At 62.1% G+C, this 14,225-nt stretch carries 16 protein-coding genes; 8 read left to right on the top strand and 8 right to left on the bottom strand.

Translation table 11 applies throughout. From position 1 onward, the window contains the following. Positions 1–14: 14 nt before the first annotated feature. Positions 15–2,294 carry an ABC transporter ATP-binding protein gene (locus tag ACN9MU_RS16925; RefSeq protein ID WP_426161506.1) on the top strand — a complete coding sequence of 760 codons (2,280 nt, stop codon included), beginning with the start codon at positions 15–17 and terminating at the stop codon, positions 2,292–2,294. Then, positions 2,287–2,751 carry a DUF1854 domain-containing protein gene (locus ACN9MU_RS16920; protein ID WP_426161505.1) on the top strand — a complete coding sequence of 155 codons (465 nt, stop codon included), beginning with the start codon at positions 2,287–2,289 and terminating at the stop codon, positions 2,749–2,751. The genes ACN9MU_RS16925 and ACN9MU_RS16920 overlap by 8 nt, the downstream gene beginning before the upstream one ends. A gap of 8 nt (positions 2,752–2,759) precedes the next feature. Here the strand turns inward: ACN9MU_RS16920 and ACN9MU_RS16915 are convergent, their stop codons facing one another. Next, positions 2,760–3,620 carry an aldo/keto reductase family oxidoreductase gene (locus tag ACN9MU_RS16915; protein WP_426335783.1) on the bottom strand — a complete coding sequence of 287 codons (861 nt, stop codon included), beginning with the start codon at positions 3,618–3,620 and terminating at the stop codon, positions 2,760–2,762. Between the two features lie 96 nt (positions 3,621–3,716). On the opposite strand from ACN9MU_RS16915, the gene ACN9MU_RS16910 reads away from it, so the two are divergent. From ACN9MU_RS16910 to ACN9MU_RS16895, 4 genes are all read left to right on the top strand, one after another. Then, entirely contained in the window at positions 3,717–4,616 is a 900-nt protein-coding gene (locus tag ACN9MU_RS16910; protein ID WP_426343128.1) for a LysR substrate-binding domain-containing protein, read from the top strand. A 65-nt stretch (positions 4,617–4,681) separates the two neighbouring features. Then, positions 4,682–5,068: a bacteriohemerythrin gene (locus tag ACN9MU_RS16905; RefSeq protein WP_426343127.1), complete on the top strand. Its 387-nt coding sequence runs from the start codon at positions 4,682–4,684 to the stop codon at positions 5,066–5,068. A 45-nt stretch (positions 5,069–5,113) separates the two neighbouring features. Next, positions 5,114–5,563, top strand: coding sequence for a MerR family transcriptional regulator (locus ACN9MU_RS16900; RefSeq protein ID WP_426335780.1), 450 nt, complete (start codon positions 5,114–5,116; stop codon positions 5,561–5,563). After that, positions 5,517–5,888, top strand: a complete 372-nt coding sequence (locus ACN9MU_RS16895) for a carboxymuconolactone decarboxylase family protein (RefSeq protein ID WP_426161501.1) — start codon at positions 5,517–5,519, stop codon at positions 5,886–5,888. The genes ACN9MU_RS16900 and ACN9MU_RS16895 overlap by 47 nt, the downstream gene beginning before the upstream one ends. A gap of 60 nt (positions 5,889–5,948) precedes the next feature. Here the strand turns inward: ACN9MU_RS16895 and fnr are convergent, their stop codons facing one another. From fnr to ACN9MU_RS16870, 5 genes are all read right to left on the bottom strand, one after another. After that, positions 5,949–6,722 (bottom strand): fumarate/nitrate reduction transcriptional regulator Fnr, encoded by a 774-nt coding sequence (gene fnr, locus ACN9MU_RS16890; protein WP_426161500.1) that lies wholly within the window; start codon positions 6,720–6,722, stop codon positions 5,949–5,951. 101 nt (positions 6,723–6,823) lie between these two features. Beyond that, positions 6,824–7,459 carry a response regulator gene (locus tag ACN9MU_RS16885; protein WP_426335779.1) on the bottom strand — a complete coding sequence of 212 codons (636 nt, stop codon included), beginning with the start codon at positions 7,457–7,459 and terminating at the stop codon, positions 6,824–6,826. After that, positions 7,452–8,555, bottom strand: coding sequence for a response regulator (locus tag ACN9MU_RS16880; protein WP_426335778.1), 1,104 nt, complete (start codon positions 8,553–8,555; stop codon positions 7,452–7,454). Before ACN9MU_RS16880 ends, ACN9MU_RS16885 begins: the two co-directional genes overlap by 8 nt. Then, positions 8,552–8,965 (bottom strand): response regulator, encoded by a 414-nt coding sequence (locus ACN9MU_RS16875; protein WP_426161497.1) that lies wholly within the window; start codon positions 8,963–8,965, stop codon positions 8,552–8,554. Before ACN9MU_RS16875 ends, ACN9MU_RS16880 begins: the two co-directional genes overlap by 4 nt. Beyond that, complete coding sequence (locus ACN9MU_RS16870; protein WP_426343126.1) at positions 8,962–10,452, bottom strand: sensor histidine kinase; 1,491 nt, start codon at positions 10,450–10,452, stop codon at positions 8,962–8,964. The genes ACN9MU_RS16875 and ACN9MU_RS16870 overlap by 4 nt, the downstream gene beginning before the upstream one ends. 174 nt (positions 10,453–10,626) lie before the next feature. Between ACN9MU_RS16870 and ACN9MU_RS16865 the strand changes: the two genes are divergently transcribed. Continuing rightward, positions 10,627–10,887, top strand: a complete 261-nt coding sequence (locus ACN9MU_RS16865) for a TraR/DksA family transcriptional regulator (protein WP_426161495.1) — start codon at positions 10,627–10,629, stop codon at positions 10,885–10,887. On the opposite strand, the gene ACN9MU_RS16860 is transcribed toward ACN9MU_RS16865, so the two are convergent. After that, complete coding sequence (locus tag ACN9MU_RS16860) at positions 10,884–11,552, bottom strand: hypothetical protein (RefSeq protein ID WP_426343125.1); 669 nt, start codon at positions 11,550–11,552, stop codon at positions 10,884–10,886. The two genes, ACN9MU_RS16865 and ACN9MU_RS16860, sit on opposite strands and share 4 nt — an antisense overlap. A gap of 99 nt (positions 11,553–11,651) precedes the next feature. On the opposite strand from ACN9MU_RS16860, the gene ACN9MU_RS16855 reads away from it, so the two are divergent. Then, the gene (locus tag ACN9MU_RS16855) at positions 11,652–13,589 is read left to right on the top strand and encodes an ATP-binding protein (protein ID WP_426343124.1); all 1,938 of its coding nucleotides are present in this window, start codon (positions 11,652–11,654) and stop codon (positions 13,587–13,589) included. On the opposite strand, the gene ACN9MU_RS16850 is transcribed toward ACN9MU_RS16855, so the two are convergent. Next, positions 13,586–14,032, bottom strand: a complete 447-nt coding sequence (locus ACN9MU_RS16850; RefSeq protein ID WP_426343123.1) for an Hsp20/alpha crystallin family protein — start codon at positions 14,030–14,032, stop codon at positions 13,586–13,588. The two genes, ACN9MU_RS16855 and ACN9MU_RS16850, sit on opposite strands and share 4 nt — an antisense overlap. Positions 14,033–14,225 lie beyond the last annotated feature (193 nt).

The following is a 14,225-nucleotide window of genomic DNA, read 5'->3' as shown; positions in this document are numbered from 1 at the left end:
GAGTCTGATCCACAATGATAACAAACCAACTTTCCTCTGAGCTCAGCCTGACAGAACTTCCCGACAGGTGGCGCACAGAGTTGCCAGCGCTTGCCCCCGAAGAAAACGTACTTGGCGCGCTGGAGGTTGACCTGGACTCCAAGCTTCACTTCAACAAAGGCCTGGTACTCCTTACGGAGCGCCGCATTATGGCACGCGCACCCGGTGAAACGGTATGGCGAGATTGGACTTATCGTCCTGGCATGTCGCTAAAACTGCACGATCACGCCGGTGTCGGCCACCTGGAACTGGTGGATGACAAGCAGCGCCTGGCCGCATGGCGCTTTACGCTTGGCCAGAACCTGCTCGCCATTCGCCTGTCCGAGAACTTCCCGCGTCTGCTGGAAGCGCACGTGCACGGCAAGCCGCTGCAGCAGGTCGAACAGAATTCCTGCCCTACCTGCAAGGCGCCGCTGGAAGCCGACCAGGAAGAATGCCCGGTCTGCACCAAAGTCGTCCACACGCCGCCGTCCACCTGGACCCTGTTCCGCCTGTGGCGCTTTGCGCGCCCCTACCAATGGCAACTGGCGCTTGGATTTGCAATGATGCTGCTGTCGACCGGCGCGCACCTGATCCCGCCGTACATCATCATGCCGCTGACGGACAATGTGCTGATCCCTTACCAGAACGGCAAGCCGGTGGAGCACATGCTGGTGGTGCAGTACATGGCAGCGTTGACCGGCGCCGCCGTGCTGGCGTGGATCTTCGGCTGGGCCAAGACCTATGTGCTGGCGCTGGTATCGGAACGCATCGGCGCGGACCTGCGCACCACGACGTATGAACATTTGCTGCGCATGTCGCTGGAGTATTTCGGCGGCAAGCGCACCGGCGACCTGATGTCGCGCATCGGCTCCGAATCGGACCGGATCTGCGTCTTCCTGTCCCTGCACCTGCTCGATTTCGCCTCCGATGTCCTGATGATCATCATGACCGGCGTGATCCTGTTCACCATCGATCCCTGGCTGGCCATTGCCACCCTGCTGCCGCTGCCTTTCATCGCATGGATGATCCATCTGGTGCGCGACAAGCTGCGTACCGGCTTTGAAAAGATCGACCGCGTCTGGGGCGAAGTGACCAACGTGCTGGCCGATACGATTCCCGGCATCCGCGTGGTGAAAGCGTTTGCGCAGGAAACCCGCGAAGCAACCCGCTTCCGTACCGCCAACAAGCACAACCTGGCCGTCAACGACAAGTTGAACAAGGTATGGTCGCTGTTCTCGCCGACCGTGTCCTTCCTGACCGAACTGGGCATCCTGGTGATCTACGTGTTCGGCATCTGGATGATCTCCAAGCACAACATCACCGTCGGCGTCCTGAGCTCCTTCGTCCTGTACGCCAACCGCTTCTATGGCAAGCTGGATTCCATGAGCCGCATCGTGTCGGTGACGCAGAAGTCCGCTTCGGCCGCCAAGCGCATCTTCGACATCCTGGACCACGTGTCGAGCGTGCCCGATCCGGTGCAGCCGGTGAAGGTCGAGAAGGTCCGCGGCGACATCACGCTGCGCGAAGTGGGCTTCCGCTACGGTAACCGCGCCGTCAACCGCGGGGTGAACCTCGAGATCAAGGCCGGCGAAATGATTGGCCTGGTGGGCCATTCCGGCTCCGGCAAGTCGACCCTGGTCAACCTGATCTGCCGCTTCTACGACGTGGCGGAAGGCGCGATCCTGCTGGACGGCGTCGATATCCGCAACTACGCGGTGTCGGACTACCGCCGCAATATCGGCCTGGTGCTGCAGGAGCCATTCCTGTTCTTCGGCACCATTGCGGAAAACATCGCCTACGGCAAGCCGGAAGCCACCCGCGAAGAAATCATGAAGGCCGCCCGCGCAGCGCACGCCCACGACTTCATCCTGCGCCTGCCGCAGGGTTACGATTCGATGGTGGGCGAGCGCGGCCAGGGCCTGTCGGGCGGTGAACGCCAGCGTATTTCGATTGCGCGCGCGCTGCTGATCGATCCACGCATCCTGATCCTCGACGAAGCGACTGCATCGGTGGACTCGGAAACGGAAAAAGAAATCCAGAAGGCGCTGGACAACCTCGTCGCCGGCCGCACCACGATTGCCATTGCGCACCGTCTCTCAACGCTGCAACGCGCGAACCGCCTGGTGGTGATGGACCGCGGCAAGGTCGTCGAAGAAGGCCCTCATGAAGAACTGATGGCCAGGGAAGGCGCCTACTACCGCCTCTACCAGGCGCAGGCACGTAACGTCGATACAGACATGGATGACAAGGCAAAGAGCCGTGAAGATGATTAATTTTACTTTGAGCCGGGACAGCTTCGGTAAGCTGAACCTGATCGACGCCAACGGCGTGCTGCATGAAGGCGTGTCGCCGGTACGCGCGTTTCCCATCCAGGCGCCGGATGAAGGCCTGTCGCTGGTAAACACCGACGGCAAGGAAGTGGCCTGGCTGGATCGTATTTCCGACCTGTCGCCGCAACTGGCGGACATTGTGCGCGAAGAACTGGCCGGCCGTGAATTCATGCCGGTCATCCAGCGTATCGTGGACGTGGGCAGCTATGCCTGCCCTTCCACCTGGAGCGTCGAAACCGACCGCGGCGATACCACCTTCGTGCTGCGCGGCGAAGAAGATATTCGCCGCATCGGCAGCGTTTCCTTGCTGGTGTCGGACAGCCACGGCATCCACTTCCTGATCCGCGACCAGTTCGCGCTGGATAAGCACAGCAAGAAGATCCTCGATCGATTCCTCTAAGCGCGCCGCTAGCGCGCCATGCCATCCAGTTCCGCCAGGACCTCGCCGGGCAAATCGAGCGCCTGCGCGGCAAGGTTCTCCTTGAGGTGGGCAATCGAGGTGGTCCCCGGAATCAACAGCACATTCGGCGACCGGTACAGCAGCCAAGCCAGGGCCACCTGGTTCGGGGACGCGCCCAAGCGGGCGGCGACACGCGACAAGGTAGACGACTGCAGCGGCGAGAACCCGCCCAAGGGGAAGAACGGCACGTAGGCGATACCATCGCGTGCCAGTTCATCAATCAAGGCGTCGTCATTGCGGTGGGCCAGGTTGTACTGGTTTTGCACGCACACGATCTCGCACATCCGCCGGCCCTCGGCTACCTGGGCATGGGTCACGTTGCTCAAGCCGATGTGGCGTACCAGGCCTTTGCGCTGCAGCTCGGCCAGCGCGGCAAGCGGCTCTTCGATCGAGCCCTCAGCCGGCTGCATCGGATCGATCATCAGGCGCAAATTGACGACATCCAGTTTGTCGAGCCCCAGGTTGCGCAAGTTGTCATGCACGGCCTGTTCCAGTTCAGCAGGCGAACAAGCCGGCAGCCAGGAAGAATCGGCGCCGCGCCGGGCGCCAATTTTCGTGGCAATCACCAGGCCATCGCGGTAGGGGCGCAAGGCTTCGCGGATCAATTGGTTGGTTACGTGCGGGCCGTAGAAATCGCTGGTGTCGATGTGATCGACACCGGATTCAACCGCCGTGCGCAAGACCTTCAATGCGCCTGCTGTATCGGCCGGCGGCCCGAAAACATGCGGCCCTGAAAGGCGCATGGCGCCGTAACCCATGCGATTGACGATCAGGTCTCCGAGGCAGTAAGTGGATGGTTGCTGGGACATGGTAGAGCTCCTTTTCAATGAGGTTCCCAGTCTAGAAGCGAATCGACCGTTCGATAAGCCGGTATAATCAAAACAGCCCGTACGAAAATTTGCACAATGCGCGTCGATCTTGCCGACCTGAATGCTTTCATTGCCGTTGCACGCGCCCAAGGCTTTCGCGATGGCGCGCGTGCGATGGGCGTCAGCGCATCCGGTCTCAGCGAAGCGGTGCGCCGCCTGGAAGCCCAGTTGGGAGTGCGGCTGCTGAACCGCACCACGCGCAGCGTCACCTCCACTGAAGCGGGCAAGCGCCTGCTGGCGCGCCTCCAGCCCGCCCTGTCAGAAGTCGATGCCGCCCTCGCCGAAGTGAACGGCTTGCGCGACCGGCCAGCCGGCAGATTGAGGCTGAACGTCCCCATCAGTGCAGCACGACTGGTATTGCCGGCCATCGTACCGGCGTTCCTGGCCGCCTATCCCGACATACAACTGGAAATTGCCGCAGAAGAGGGCCTCGTCGACGTGCTTGCCGCGGGCTGCGACGCAGGCGTTCGCTATGACGAGCGCCTTGAGCAGGACATGATCGCGGTACCCATCGGCCCACGGGTCCAGCGCTTTGCCGCCGCTGCCGCGCCGGTCTACCTCGACAAACGCGGGCGGCCCGACCATCCGCAACAACTGCTCCAGCACGATTGCTTGCGCATGCGCTTTGCCGGGCGCGCCGTACCGCCATGGGAATTCAGGCGCGATGGGGAAACCGTGAAAGTCGATGTCAACGGCCCCTTGCTGGTGGAGCCATCCGGTGCCGTTGAACTGATCGTCGACGCGGCCAAGGCAGGAAGCGGGGTCATCTATCTGTTCGAAGACTGGCTGCGCCCGCACCTGGACAATGGCGCCCTGGAAGCGGTGCTGGAACCCTGGTGGCAATCCTTTACGGGCCCTTTCCTCTACTACCCAGAGCGCCGGCTGGTTCCGCCGCCCTTGCGCGCCTTCATAGACTTTGTCAAAAGTGAAAATTGACATGGATCATGTGCACGATTTTTTCCCAGCGGCACAATTGCGGTTCGACACTACTGGAGAACCCCATGGATTCCATCGTCTTCGGGCCGGACCTCGCACTGGGCATTCCCGTTCTCGACCAGTCGCACCGCATCGTCTTCGACATGCTCGACGCCATGGTAACCCTGCCCCGTCCCGCCTTTGACGCAGCCTGCCGCGACCTGGCAGCTGAATTCATGGAACACCTGCGCGAAGAAAACAGCCTGATGGAGCGCATCGCCTACCCGGCTGCCCAGGCCCACCGCGCAGCCCATGGCTACTTGCTGGAAAAGGTCGCCCGCACCCTGCGCCTGCTGAAGGACGACGAGGAAGCCACGGCACGCGACATCATCCGCACCCTGCCGGACTGGCTCGAGGCCCACATCAACACGATGGACCTTGCGCTCGCAGTTGCGGCTTCCCGGTTAGAGTAATAAAGTGCTTGACTTAGAGTGCACTCTAACTTTTACGATCACCCCATGGAATCGCACCTGAGCATTGACGAAGTCGCCAAACGTACCGGCCTCACAGCCTACACCCTCCGCTATTACGAGCGCATCGGGCTGATTGCCCCGGTCAATCGTGCAGCGGGCGGCCGGCGGCGCTATGCGGCCTCGGACCTTGCCTGGATCGAATTCCTGCTGCGTCTGCGAACGACCCATATGCCAATCGGCAAAATGCAGTCATTCGCAAAACTTCGCGGCGCTGGGGACTCGACGGTGCCGGAACGGCGCCGGATGCTGGAAGAGCATATGCAGAACGTGCTCGCCGAAATCGAGGCGATGCAACAATCTGCAGCATCATTGCAGGCCAAGATCGAGTATTACCGCTCCCTGGAGCAGTCCCTGGCGTCGAATCCAACCACCGATGGAGCACATGCCAATGAACACCGAAAGCCGCTACGAGCGCGGGCTCGCAAAACTGCGTGAAGTCGACGGCCAGGCCGGCGACCGCGTCGTGCAAAGCCTGGAAGATATTGCGCCCGATTTCGCCCGCTACCTGATCGAATTCCCCTTTGGCGACATCTATTCGCGCCCGGGGCTTGACCTGAAATCACGCGAGATCGCTGTGGTGGCCGCGCTGACCGCCATGGGCAACGCTGCGCCCCAGCTCAAGGTGCACATCCACGCCGCCCTCAACGTCGGCGTCAGCCGCGAAGAGATCGTGGAGACCATCATGCAGATGGCCGTCTACGCCGGCTTTCCGGCTGCGCTCAACGGCCTGATGGCCGCCAAAGAAGTGTTCGCGCAATAAAAAAGGGGCAGCAAGAGCTGCCCCATACACCCCCTACAGGTGAGAAAACTGGTAAGCCGGTCAGGCGACAGCGAGTTCCTGCGCCATGCCGCCGGACGACATGGCCTCGAGCCTGGCGCGGTCGGTAATGCGCAGATCGCGGTTGCTCAGGACGATCGAGCCATCCTGGCGCAGGCGGGCCAGCTGGCGGCTGACGCTTTCCACGGTCAGGCCCAGGTAGCCGCCGATATCTTCACGCGACATGCGCAACTGGAAGCTGGTCGAAGAGTAGCCGCGCTGGGCGTAACGGCCAGCGAGGTTCAGCAGGAACATGGCCAGCCGCTGTTCGGCGCGCATATGGCTCAGGAACAGCATCACCGACTGCTCGCGCTGGATTTCGCGGCTCATGGTGCGGTGGAACTGCTGCAGCAAGCCGGGAATCTGCATCACCAGCTCTTGCAGGCGGTTGAAGGGGATCTCGCAGACTTCACTGTCCTCCAGCGCCACGGCATTGCAGGAATGCTGGCCATTGCCGATGGCTTCCATGCCCAGCAGGTCGCCGGCCATGTGGAAACCGCCAATCGTCTGTTCGCCGCGCTGGTTCACCTGCACGGTCTTGAAGTGGCCGAAGCGCACGGCATACAGGCTGTGGAAGCTGTCGCCGGTCTTGTACAGCGGCTCGTCGCGGTTCACGCGGCGGCGGCGGGAAATGATCTGGTCAAGGCGAGCAACATCTTCGTCGGCCAGGCCCTGTGGCAAGCAAAGGCGGTTGAAGCTGCACAGCGAGCATTTGGCTGCGACTGGTGCGCAGGATTTGGTGGCGTTTGCAGGGGTGATTGGGATGACCGGGCTCATTTTGCTGCTCCTTGTTTTCGATGGAAGCAGTATCGCGCCCGGCGTCATTTCCCGGTATCAAGCATCCTGTGTAGTTGCTGTAGTGGTTCCCCTACAGCCGCTCAGATCAGCCCGTGCTCGAGGGCATAGCGGGTCAGCTCAGCATTCGTGGACATGCCCATTTTCTCGAGGATGCGGCTGCGATAGGTTGTCACAGTGTTAGGACTGAGATGTAGTTTTTCCCCTATGCGCACCAGGGACTCGCCCTGGGCAATCAGTTTGAAAACTTCCAGTTCGCGGTTGGAGAGCTCTTCGTGGTCGCCGCTCGGGCCGCCGCCGACCAGGGTTGCCAGTTTTTCAAGCAACGCCGGGCTCACGTGCTTGCCGCCCGAGGCAGCCTTGCGCACGGCCTCGATCAGGGTCGCCGTCGGCGCATCCTTGGTCAGGTAGCCGGAGGCGCCCGATTTCAGCGCGCGCACCGCGTAAATTTCCTCGGAATAGGTGCTCAGCACCAGCACCGCCATGCGCGGGCATTCGCTGCGCAGGGTCTTCAACAGGTCCAGGCCATTCTTGCCCGGCATCTTGATGTCCACCAGCGCCACGTCGAAACTGCGCTCGGCCACGCGCTGCATCGCTTCGACGGCGTTGCCGGCCTCGCCCTCCACGCTGATGTCGGGCGCCGTGCCCAGCATGAGGCGCACGCCATTGCGTGCAATCGCATGGTCGTCGACCAGCAAAACGGTGATCTTGTCACCCATTCTTGTCCTCCAAAGGCAGCCGCAGCTGCAGGGTAGTGCCCTGCCCGGCCTTGCCGCTGATATTCAGTTCGCCGGCAAAGCGGCGCGTGCGCTCGTGCATGCCGAACAAGCCCCACGATTCCCGGTCGGACAAGCCGGCACTTTCGATACCCTTGCCATTGTCTTCCACCCGCAGCACCACGTTTTCGCCGTCAATATCCACGATGACGCGCGCCTCGCTCGCTTCGGCATGGCGCACCACGTTGGTCAGCGCTTCCTGCGCGACGCGGAACAACATGGTGCTGCGCTCCGCATCGAGCTCCAGCGCCTGCGCCTCCGGCGTGATATTGCAGGTGCATTGCAAGCCGCTGCGCTGCGCCACCTGTTCCGCATACCATTCCAGCGCAGGCCAGATGCCCAGCTGGTCCAACACGCTTGGACGCAGGTCGGTAATCACGCGGCGCACGGTCTCTATCGCATCTTGCGCCAGCTTGGCCGCATCCTTCAACAGTGGGTCCGATTGCTCGCCGCCGCGCTCGATGGCGACCGAGATATAGGCCTTGATGCCGGTCAGCAGGCCGCCCAGTTCATCATGGATTTCCTGGGCGATGCGGGTGCGTTCGTGTTCCTTCAGTTTTTCCTGGTACGCGGCCAGTTCACGCAGCTCTTTCTGCGACTGCCGCAGCACCTGTTCAGCCAGTTGTTTCTCGTCGATCAGGCGCTGCTCGCGCAGCAGGCGGTCGATGGCGCCCGCCAGGAAGTCGAGGTAGCGGCCGTCGTTGTCCTTCACCAGGTAGTCGCGCGCGCCGCGGCGCATCGCTTCCGCCGCAACGGTGGCACTGTCGGCGCCGGTCAGCATCATCACCGGGATATTTGGCTGGGGTTCGCCGCGGTCTGCCGCGAGACGTGCCAGGAATTCAAGCCCGGTCAGGTCGGGCAAGTGATAATCGAGCAGGATGCAGTCGGGCTCTTCGCGCAAGGCGATATCCAGGCCTTCCTGGCCACTTTCCGCTTCCAGCAATTCGCAGTTGAAGCCCGGCGCCTGCGCAAAGGCGCGGCGGCAGGCGATACGGTCAACGATATCGTCTTCGACGATAAGGACCCTTACCCTGTTCATGGCAGCTCGCTGATGGTCCAGTACAGGTTGATGGAGCGGACCACCTCCACGAACTGGCGGTAGTCCACCGGCTTGGTCATGTAGCCGGCGACGCCCAGGTCGAAGCTGCGCATCTTGTCCTGCTGTTCTTCCGACGTGGTCAGGACGATGACCGGGATGCGGCGCAGCAGCGGGTCCTGCTTGACGTTCTGCAGGAACTCGATGCCGTTCATGATCGGCATGTTCAGGTCCAGCAGGATGATGCATGGCTGTTCGTTGCCCGGCTCGCGCAGGTATTCCAGTGCGGCCTCGCCGTTTTCCGTCGCCACGACACGGTTGCTGACATGGACCTCCTTCAGCGCGCGCAGGATGGTCATCACGTCGACCTGGTCGTCTTCCACCAGCAGGATCGGCTTGCTCGTATTATTCATGCTTTATTCTTTCTTTTCTTTGGCAGGGTGAAATAGAAGGTCGTGCCCTTGCCCAGCTCGGACTCCAGCCACACCCTGCCCTGGTACATTTCCACAATTTTTTTCACCAGCGCCAGGCCGACACCCGTGCTTTCAACCCGGTCGCGCGGCGCCAGCGTCTGGAACAGCTGGAAAATCCGTTCAAAATGACGCTCGGCGATGCCGGGGCCGTTGTCGCGAACGTAAAAGCGCCACTGGCTGCCTTCGTCGGCCCAGCCCACTTCGATTTCGCCGTCCGGCTTGTCCATGTACTTGACCGCGTTCGACACCAGGTTGTGGAACAACTGCTGGATGCGGGTCGGTTCGCCGGCAACTGTCGGCATGCCGGGCATCACGGTAACCTTGATATGCGCCGGAACTGCCAGCAGGTCGACCACCTCGGCCACCAGCTGGTCGAGCTGCACCGGCACCACGGCTTCCTTGATGCGTCCCACGCGCGAATACTGCAGGATGCCGTCGATCAGGGCCCCCATGCGGTGGACCCGGTTGATCAGGAGCCGCATGTGCTCCTTGCCTTCTTCATTGAACTTGTCGGCGTAATCATGCGCCAGCCAGTCGGCCAGCGAGCCGATGCCGCGCAGCGGCGCTTTCAGGTCGTGCGATACGACGTAGGCAAAGTTGGTCAGTTCTTCGTTGGCGCTGGTGAGCTCCTGCAGCAGTTGCTGCGCCTTTTCTTCGGCGTGCTTGCGCTCGGTGATGTCGCGCACCAGTCCAGTGAACATGCGGCGCCCGCCCAGCCACATTTCCGTGACGGCCAGGTCCATCGGGAAAATACTGCCGTCGCGGCGCAGGCCCTGCACCTCACGGCCCTTGCCGATGATGCGCTTTTCGCCGGTGGTCATGTAATGCTGCAGGTAGCCGTCGTGCGCTTCGCGGTGCGGCGCCGGCATCAGGATCTTGACGTTGCGGCCCAGGACTTCCGATTCCGGATAGCCGAACATGCGCTCTGCGGCCGGGTTGACCCGTTCGATGATGCCGTGCTCGTCGATCGTGATGATCGCATCGACCGCCGTTTCGAAGATCGCGCGCATGCGCGCTTCGCTTTCCTGCAGCGCGTGTTCGGCCTTCTTGCGGGCGCTGATATCGTGGATGGTCGCCATCACCATCGGCTGGGTGCCATTGTCCTGCAGGGGCGACAGGCTCACCTCGACCGGGAACTCGGTGCCGTCCTTGCGGGTGGCGAACAGTTCGAATCCGGCCCCCATGGCGCGCGGATGCGGGCGTTCGAAATAGCTGCCGCGCAGGCCAACGTGGCCGTGGCGGAAGCGTTCCGGAATCAGCGATTCCAGCGACTTGCCTTGCAGTTCGCCCGGCTCATAGCCAAACAGGTTTTCCAGCGCGGGGTTGACCAGGATCAGCTGGCCTTCCTTGTCGATGATCAGCATCGCGTCCGTCGCCGACGCCAGCAGCCATTGCAGGCTGCGTTCCGCAATCGTTGAATGTGTCAAAGCCTGGCCCTGTCGGTGGTCAAATCCTGTCATCCTAAGATTGTAACGTCCCTTGGGGCAAGAGGCCAAATGCGGGTCCTCAAGAATAAGTCGGTCAAACTTGACTTAGGTCAAGCGGCACTGGTGACGCGGCGCAAGATGCCCGTTAAAGTGCCCCAAAAGTGGAGACTAGCCATGCTACCTGAAGAAATTGACCGTTGGACTGCCGTCCTGCGCCAGCGGCGCGAGGTGCTGGCTGGCCGCGACTCCGCCGAAGTGGCTGCGATCGATGCTGCGCTGGAGCGTTTGCAGGCCGGGACCTTTGGCCAGTGCCTGCACTGCGGGGGCGCGATCTCCGCGGGGCGCATGCAAGCCCAGCCTGGGGCCGCGACTTGCCTGGCATGCCAGGAACTCGCCGAACGCCAGCGCTCCTTCATCTCGCTTCCTGCCGCTTAACGCAGCTTCGACCTGTATGGCCTGCATGCCGGGCCTTCGCTTTCCGCCCCATTGCAGATATGCCGCCGGCACTCCACGGCGCCGGGCTCGCCAGGCCATGGGCAGCGCTTGAAAACTTCCGCGTACCTCTCCGGTTCGGCTACAGGCTTGCGGCGCAGTGCACTTTTCTTGCGTGGCGGCTGTTTGGCGCTGGCCTGATGCTTCGAGCGCGCAGTAGCGCCATTCCCAGGGCGCGCAGTAGCGCCATTCCCAGGGCGCGCGCGGTGGCGCGGAGCCGCGACGGGCTTGCTTGCTGCGGGCTCCGTCACCGATGAACCCTCCAACGCCGACCCTCCTTGCCTGCTGGCGGCCTGCATTCCCGGTTCCGCAAGCGCCGGCGCCCGCGCCACGGCCTGTGGCCCTGGCGCCGTCTGCGCCCTGCCGCCATCCGGTGCAAGCGTGGTGGCGACTGCCATCAGGTCCCGTTCAATGCCTACGCGCTGCGCGAGGACGACCGCGCCACCCGCCAGGCCGGCCAGCAGCGCCCCGCATGACATCCAGAACACCGGCCCTTGCCACTCCAGCAGCCGCGCCCGCGACGGGCGGCCGGGGCGCACAGGCGGTTCCGCGCCCGCATCCTGCGCCGGCGGCTGCGGCTTTTCGCTGTCGTCTTGTTGTTCTGTCATACGCCAAACATAGCAACAATTACATGGGAATGTCGCATGCTTGTGGCTCACGTGACGCTTGAGCTAAGATAATTACTCCGGTGCAAATGGGCCACACCCATGAAAAGCTTCCAGGGCTTCTTCCGTGATCTAGGACTCCAGCGCAAACTCTTGCTTGTGTCGGTCCTCACGACGATTGCGGCCATGCTCGTTGCACTGCTTGCACTGGCCAGCTACGACTTGCTGGTCGCCCGCCCGCGCGTGCTACAAGACCTCGCCGTGCGCAGCGAACTGTTCGCATTGAGCCTCGATTCGGACCTCAACTTCGGCGACAGCAGCGCCGCGGCGCGCAAGCTGGAAGCCTTGCGCAGCAGTCCCGAGATTACCCAGGCCTGCCTGTTCACTGCCGACAAACGCGTGTTTAGCCACTTCAACCGCGATCCCTCCGAAAGGTGCGAATGGTCGCAGGAACTGGAACGCGAAGGCCATCGCTTCGACGGTTACGCATTGGCGACGCTATCCCCCATCCGGTTCGAGCGTGAGCTGGTCGGCTACCTGGCGACCAATTACCACCTGCCGTCGATGTTGGAGCGCCTGCGCCAGTACGGCCTGGTGCTCGGCGTGGTGCTGCTCACCCTGTCGTTTGGCGGCATCCTGTATGCCGTCAGTTCGCGCCGGCTGGTCACGCAACCGCTGCTCGCGCTGTCAGCCGTCGCCGACCGCGTCACGCGCGAGCAACGCTTCGACCTGCGCTCGCCGGTCAGCAGCCGAGACGAAGTCGGCCGGCTGGCCACGGCCTTCAACGCCATGCTCGCCACCATCGCAGCGCGCGACGCGGCCCTGCGCCGCAGCCAGGCCCTGCTCACCAATATCGTCGAGAAGTCGTCAGCGGTGATCTACGTCAAAGACCTCGATGGCCGCTACCTGATGGTCAACCACAGCTTCCGCATGTTGCTGCCTCCCGGGTCGCCTGAGCCGCTCGGGAATACCGACGAAGTGCTGTTCAGCCGCGACATGGCGCATTCGATCCGCCAGGCCGACCGCGCAGTGTTGGCGAGCGGGCGGGCCTCCAGCCATGAAGAAACCTCCGGCGGCACGGTGGGCGGCCCACGCACCTATATTTCCGAGAAATTCCCGCTGATCGACGAATTCGGCCATATCTGGGCGCTGGGCGGCGTTTCCACCGACATCACGGACCGCAAGCGCAGCGAACTGGAACTCGAAGACCTGGTCAATGTGCGCACCCGCCAGATCGCCGACACCAACCGCGAACTGGCCGATTCCCTCGGCAGTCTCCAGCGCGCGCAAGAGGAGCTGGTGCGCAGCGAGAAGTTGGCGGCGCTGGGTTCGCTGGTTGCCGGCGTGGCGCACGAATTGAATACGCCTATCGGCAACAGCCTGCTGGCCGTCAGCACGCTGCTGGACCAGACCACGGCCTTTGCCACCGCGGTGGAATCGGGCGTCAAGCGCTCCGCACTCATCGCCTATCTTGGCGACGTTAACAACGGCAGCCAGATCGTGCTGCGCAATCTGCATCGTGCGGTGGACCTGGTGTCGAGCTTCAAGCAGGTTGCCGTCGACCGGGCGACTTCGCAAAGCCGTGAGTTCCAGCTCGACGAACTGGTGTCTGAAATCCTGCTGGTGCTGATGCCGACGTTTAAGAAGTCCGGCATCCGGGTCAGCCACGCCATACCGCACGGGATCGTCATGGCCAGCTACCCGGGGCCATTCGGCCAGGTGCTCATCAACCTCGTCAACAATGGATTGATCCACGCCTTTGAAGGCAAGGAGCATGGCGAAATCGTCATCACGGCCGACGCCATCGGCACGGACTCGGTAGCGATCTCGGTACGCGACAACGGCATCGGCATCGCACCCGAAAACATGGGCAAGATCTACGATCCGTTCTTCACCACCAAGCTGGGACGCGGCGGCTCCGGCCTTGGGCTCAACATCGTCTACAACATCGTGTATGGCTTGCTCGGCGGGCGCATTGACGTAAAAAGTGCCCTCGGAGAGGGCACCAGTTTCATCCTGACCTTGCCGGTCAGGGTTTAATGGATTTCCAGCTTGCGGCTGCCCTGCTTGGCCTTTTTCGGCAAAGTCAGCTCCAGCACGCCGCCTTCGCACTTCGCGGTGGCCTGGCTGTCATCGATATCGTGTTCCAGGGTAAAGCTGCGATACTGCTCGCCGAAATAGCGTTCGCTCCGCACAACGGTACCGCCCTGCTTTTCCTCCTCGACCCGCTTGGTCTCGGCGGCGATCGTCACGCGGTTGCCGGAAATGTCGACCTTGATGTCGTCCTTGTTCACACCCGGCACGTCGGCTCGAACGGTGTACGAGGATTCATTTTCGTGCACGTCGATGCGGATCGGCTGTTGCCCCTCTCCTTCGCGCGTGATGTTTGCCATCCTGAAGTCGCGGAACAGGTCTTCAAAGTTGCGGAAGGGATCGAAACGGGCCAGGTCAGTCAATGGATCGTAACGCCTCAGATTAGCCATGATTTCCTCCTTTCTCGTAATGCGACAATATTTTAGGCCTCGATCAGGCGGCTTGCCACAGATTCTGGCAATCGGGCGGACTGTCGCTTTCATGACTAATCTATGGCGTCGAAGCCTTCATGAAAGGCAACGACTTTTCTCAGCCAGAAATAAATGCTAGGCTACTCTTTTGTGAAATTAACATCGGAGCAGC

The organism is Pseudoduganella sp. R-32, from assembly GCF_049913245.1.
In the GTDB taxonomy this organism is placed as follows: Bacteria; Pseudomonadota; Gammaproteobacteria; order Burkholderiales; family Burkholderiaceae_D; genus Rugamonas.
The sequence above is the reverse complement of the archived record's forward strand: the minus strand, read 5'-3'. Positions and strand labels throughout refer to the sequence as shown.

Excerpts from the sequence above, each read along its gene's own strand:
- ACN9MU_RS16910 (WP_426343128.1), top strand. The coding sequence starts at position 3,717 with ATGCGCGTCGATCTTGCCGACCTGAATGCTTTCATTGCCGTTGCACGC.
- ACN9MU_RS16875 (WP_426161497.1), bottom strand. The coding sequence starts at position 8,965 with ATGAATAATACGAGCAAGCCGATCCTGCTGGTGGAAGACGACCAGGTC.
- ACN9MU_RS16920 (WP_426161505.1), top strand. The coding sequence starts at position 2,287 with ATGATTAATTTTACTTTGAGCCGGGACAGCTTCGGTAAGCTGAACCTG.
- ACN9MU_RS16915 (WP_426335783.1), bottom strand. The coding sequence starts at position 3,620 with ATGTCCCAGCAACCATCCACTTACTGCCTCGGAGACCTGATCGTCAAT.
- ACN9MU_RS16860 (WP_426343125.1), bottom strand. The coding sequence starts at position 11,552 with ATGACAGAACAACAAGACGACAGCGAAAAGCCGCAGCCGCCGGCGCAG.
- ACN9MU_RS16895 (WP_426161501.1), top strand. The coding sequence starts at position 5,517 with ATGAACACCGAAAGCCGCTACGAGCGCGGGCTCGCAAAACTGCGTGAA.
- ACN9MU_RS16900 (WP_426335780.1), top strand. The coding sequence starts at position 5,114 with ATGGAATCGCACCTGAGCATTGACGAAGTCGCCAAACGTACCGGCCTC.
- ACN9MU_RS16855 (WP_426343124.1), top strand. The coding sequence starts at position 11,652 with ATGAAAAGCTTCCAGGGCTTCTTCCGTGATCTAGGACTCCAGCGCAAA.
- ACN9MU_RS16865 (WP_426161495.1), top strand. The coding sequence starts at position 10,627 with ATGCTACCTGAAGAAATTGACCGTTGGACTGCCGTCCTGCGCCAGCGG.
- fnr (WP_426161500.1), bottom strand. The coding sequence starts at position 6,722 with ATGAGCCCGGTCATCCCAATCACCCCTGCAAACGCCACCAAATCCTGC.
- ACN9MU_RS16885 (WP_426335779.1), bottom strand. The coding sequence starts at position 7,459 with ATGGGTGACAAGATCACCGTTTTGCTGGTCGACGACCATGCGATTGCA.
- ACN9MU_RS16905 (WP_426343127.1), top strand. The coding sequence starts at position 4,682 with ATGGATTCCATCGTCTTCGGGCCGGACCTCGCACTGGGCATTCCCGTT.
- ACN9MU_RS16850 (WP_426343123.1), bottom strand. The coding sequence starts at position 14,032 with ATGGCTAATCTGAGGCGTTACGATCCATTGACTGACCTGGCCCGTTTC.
- ACN9MU_RS16880 (WP_426335778.1), bottom strand. The coding sequence starts at position 8,555 with ATGAACAGGGTAAGGGTCCTTATCGTCGAAGACGATATCGTTGACCGT.
- ACN9MU_RS16925 (WP_426161506.1), top strand. The coding sequence starts at position 15 with ATGATAACAAACCAACTTTCCTCTGAGCTCAGCCTGACAGAACTTCCC.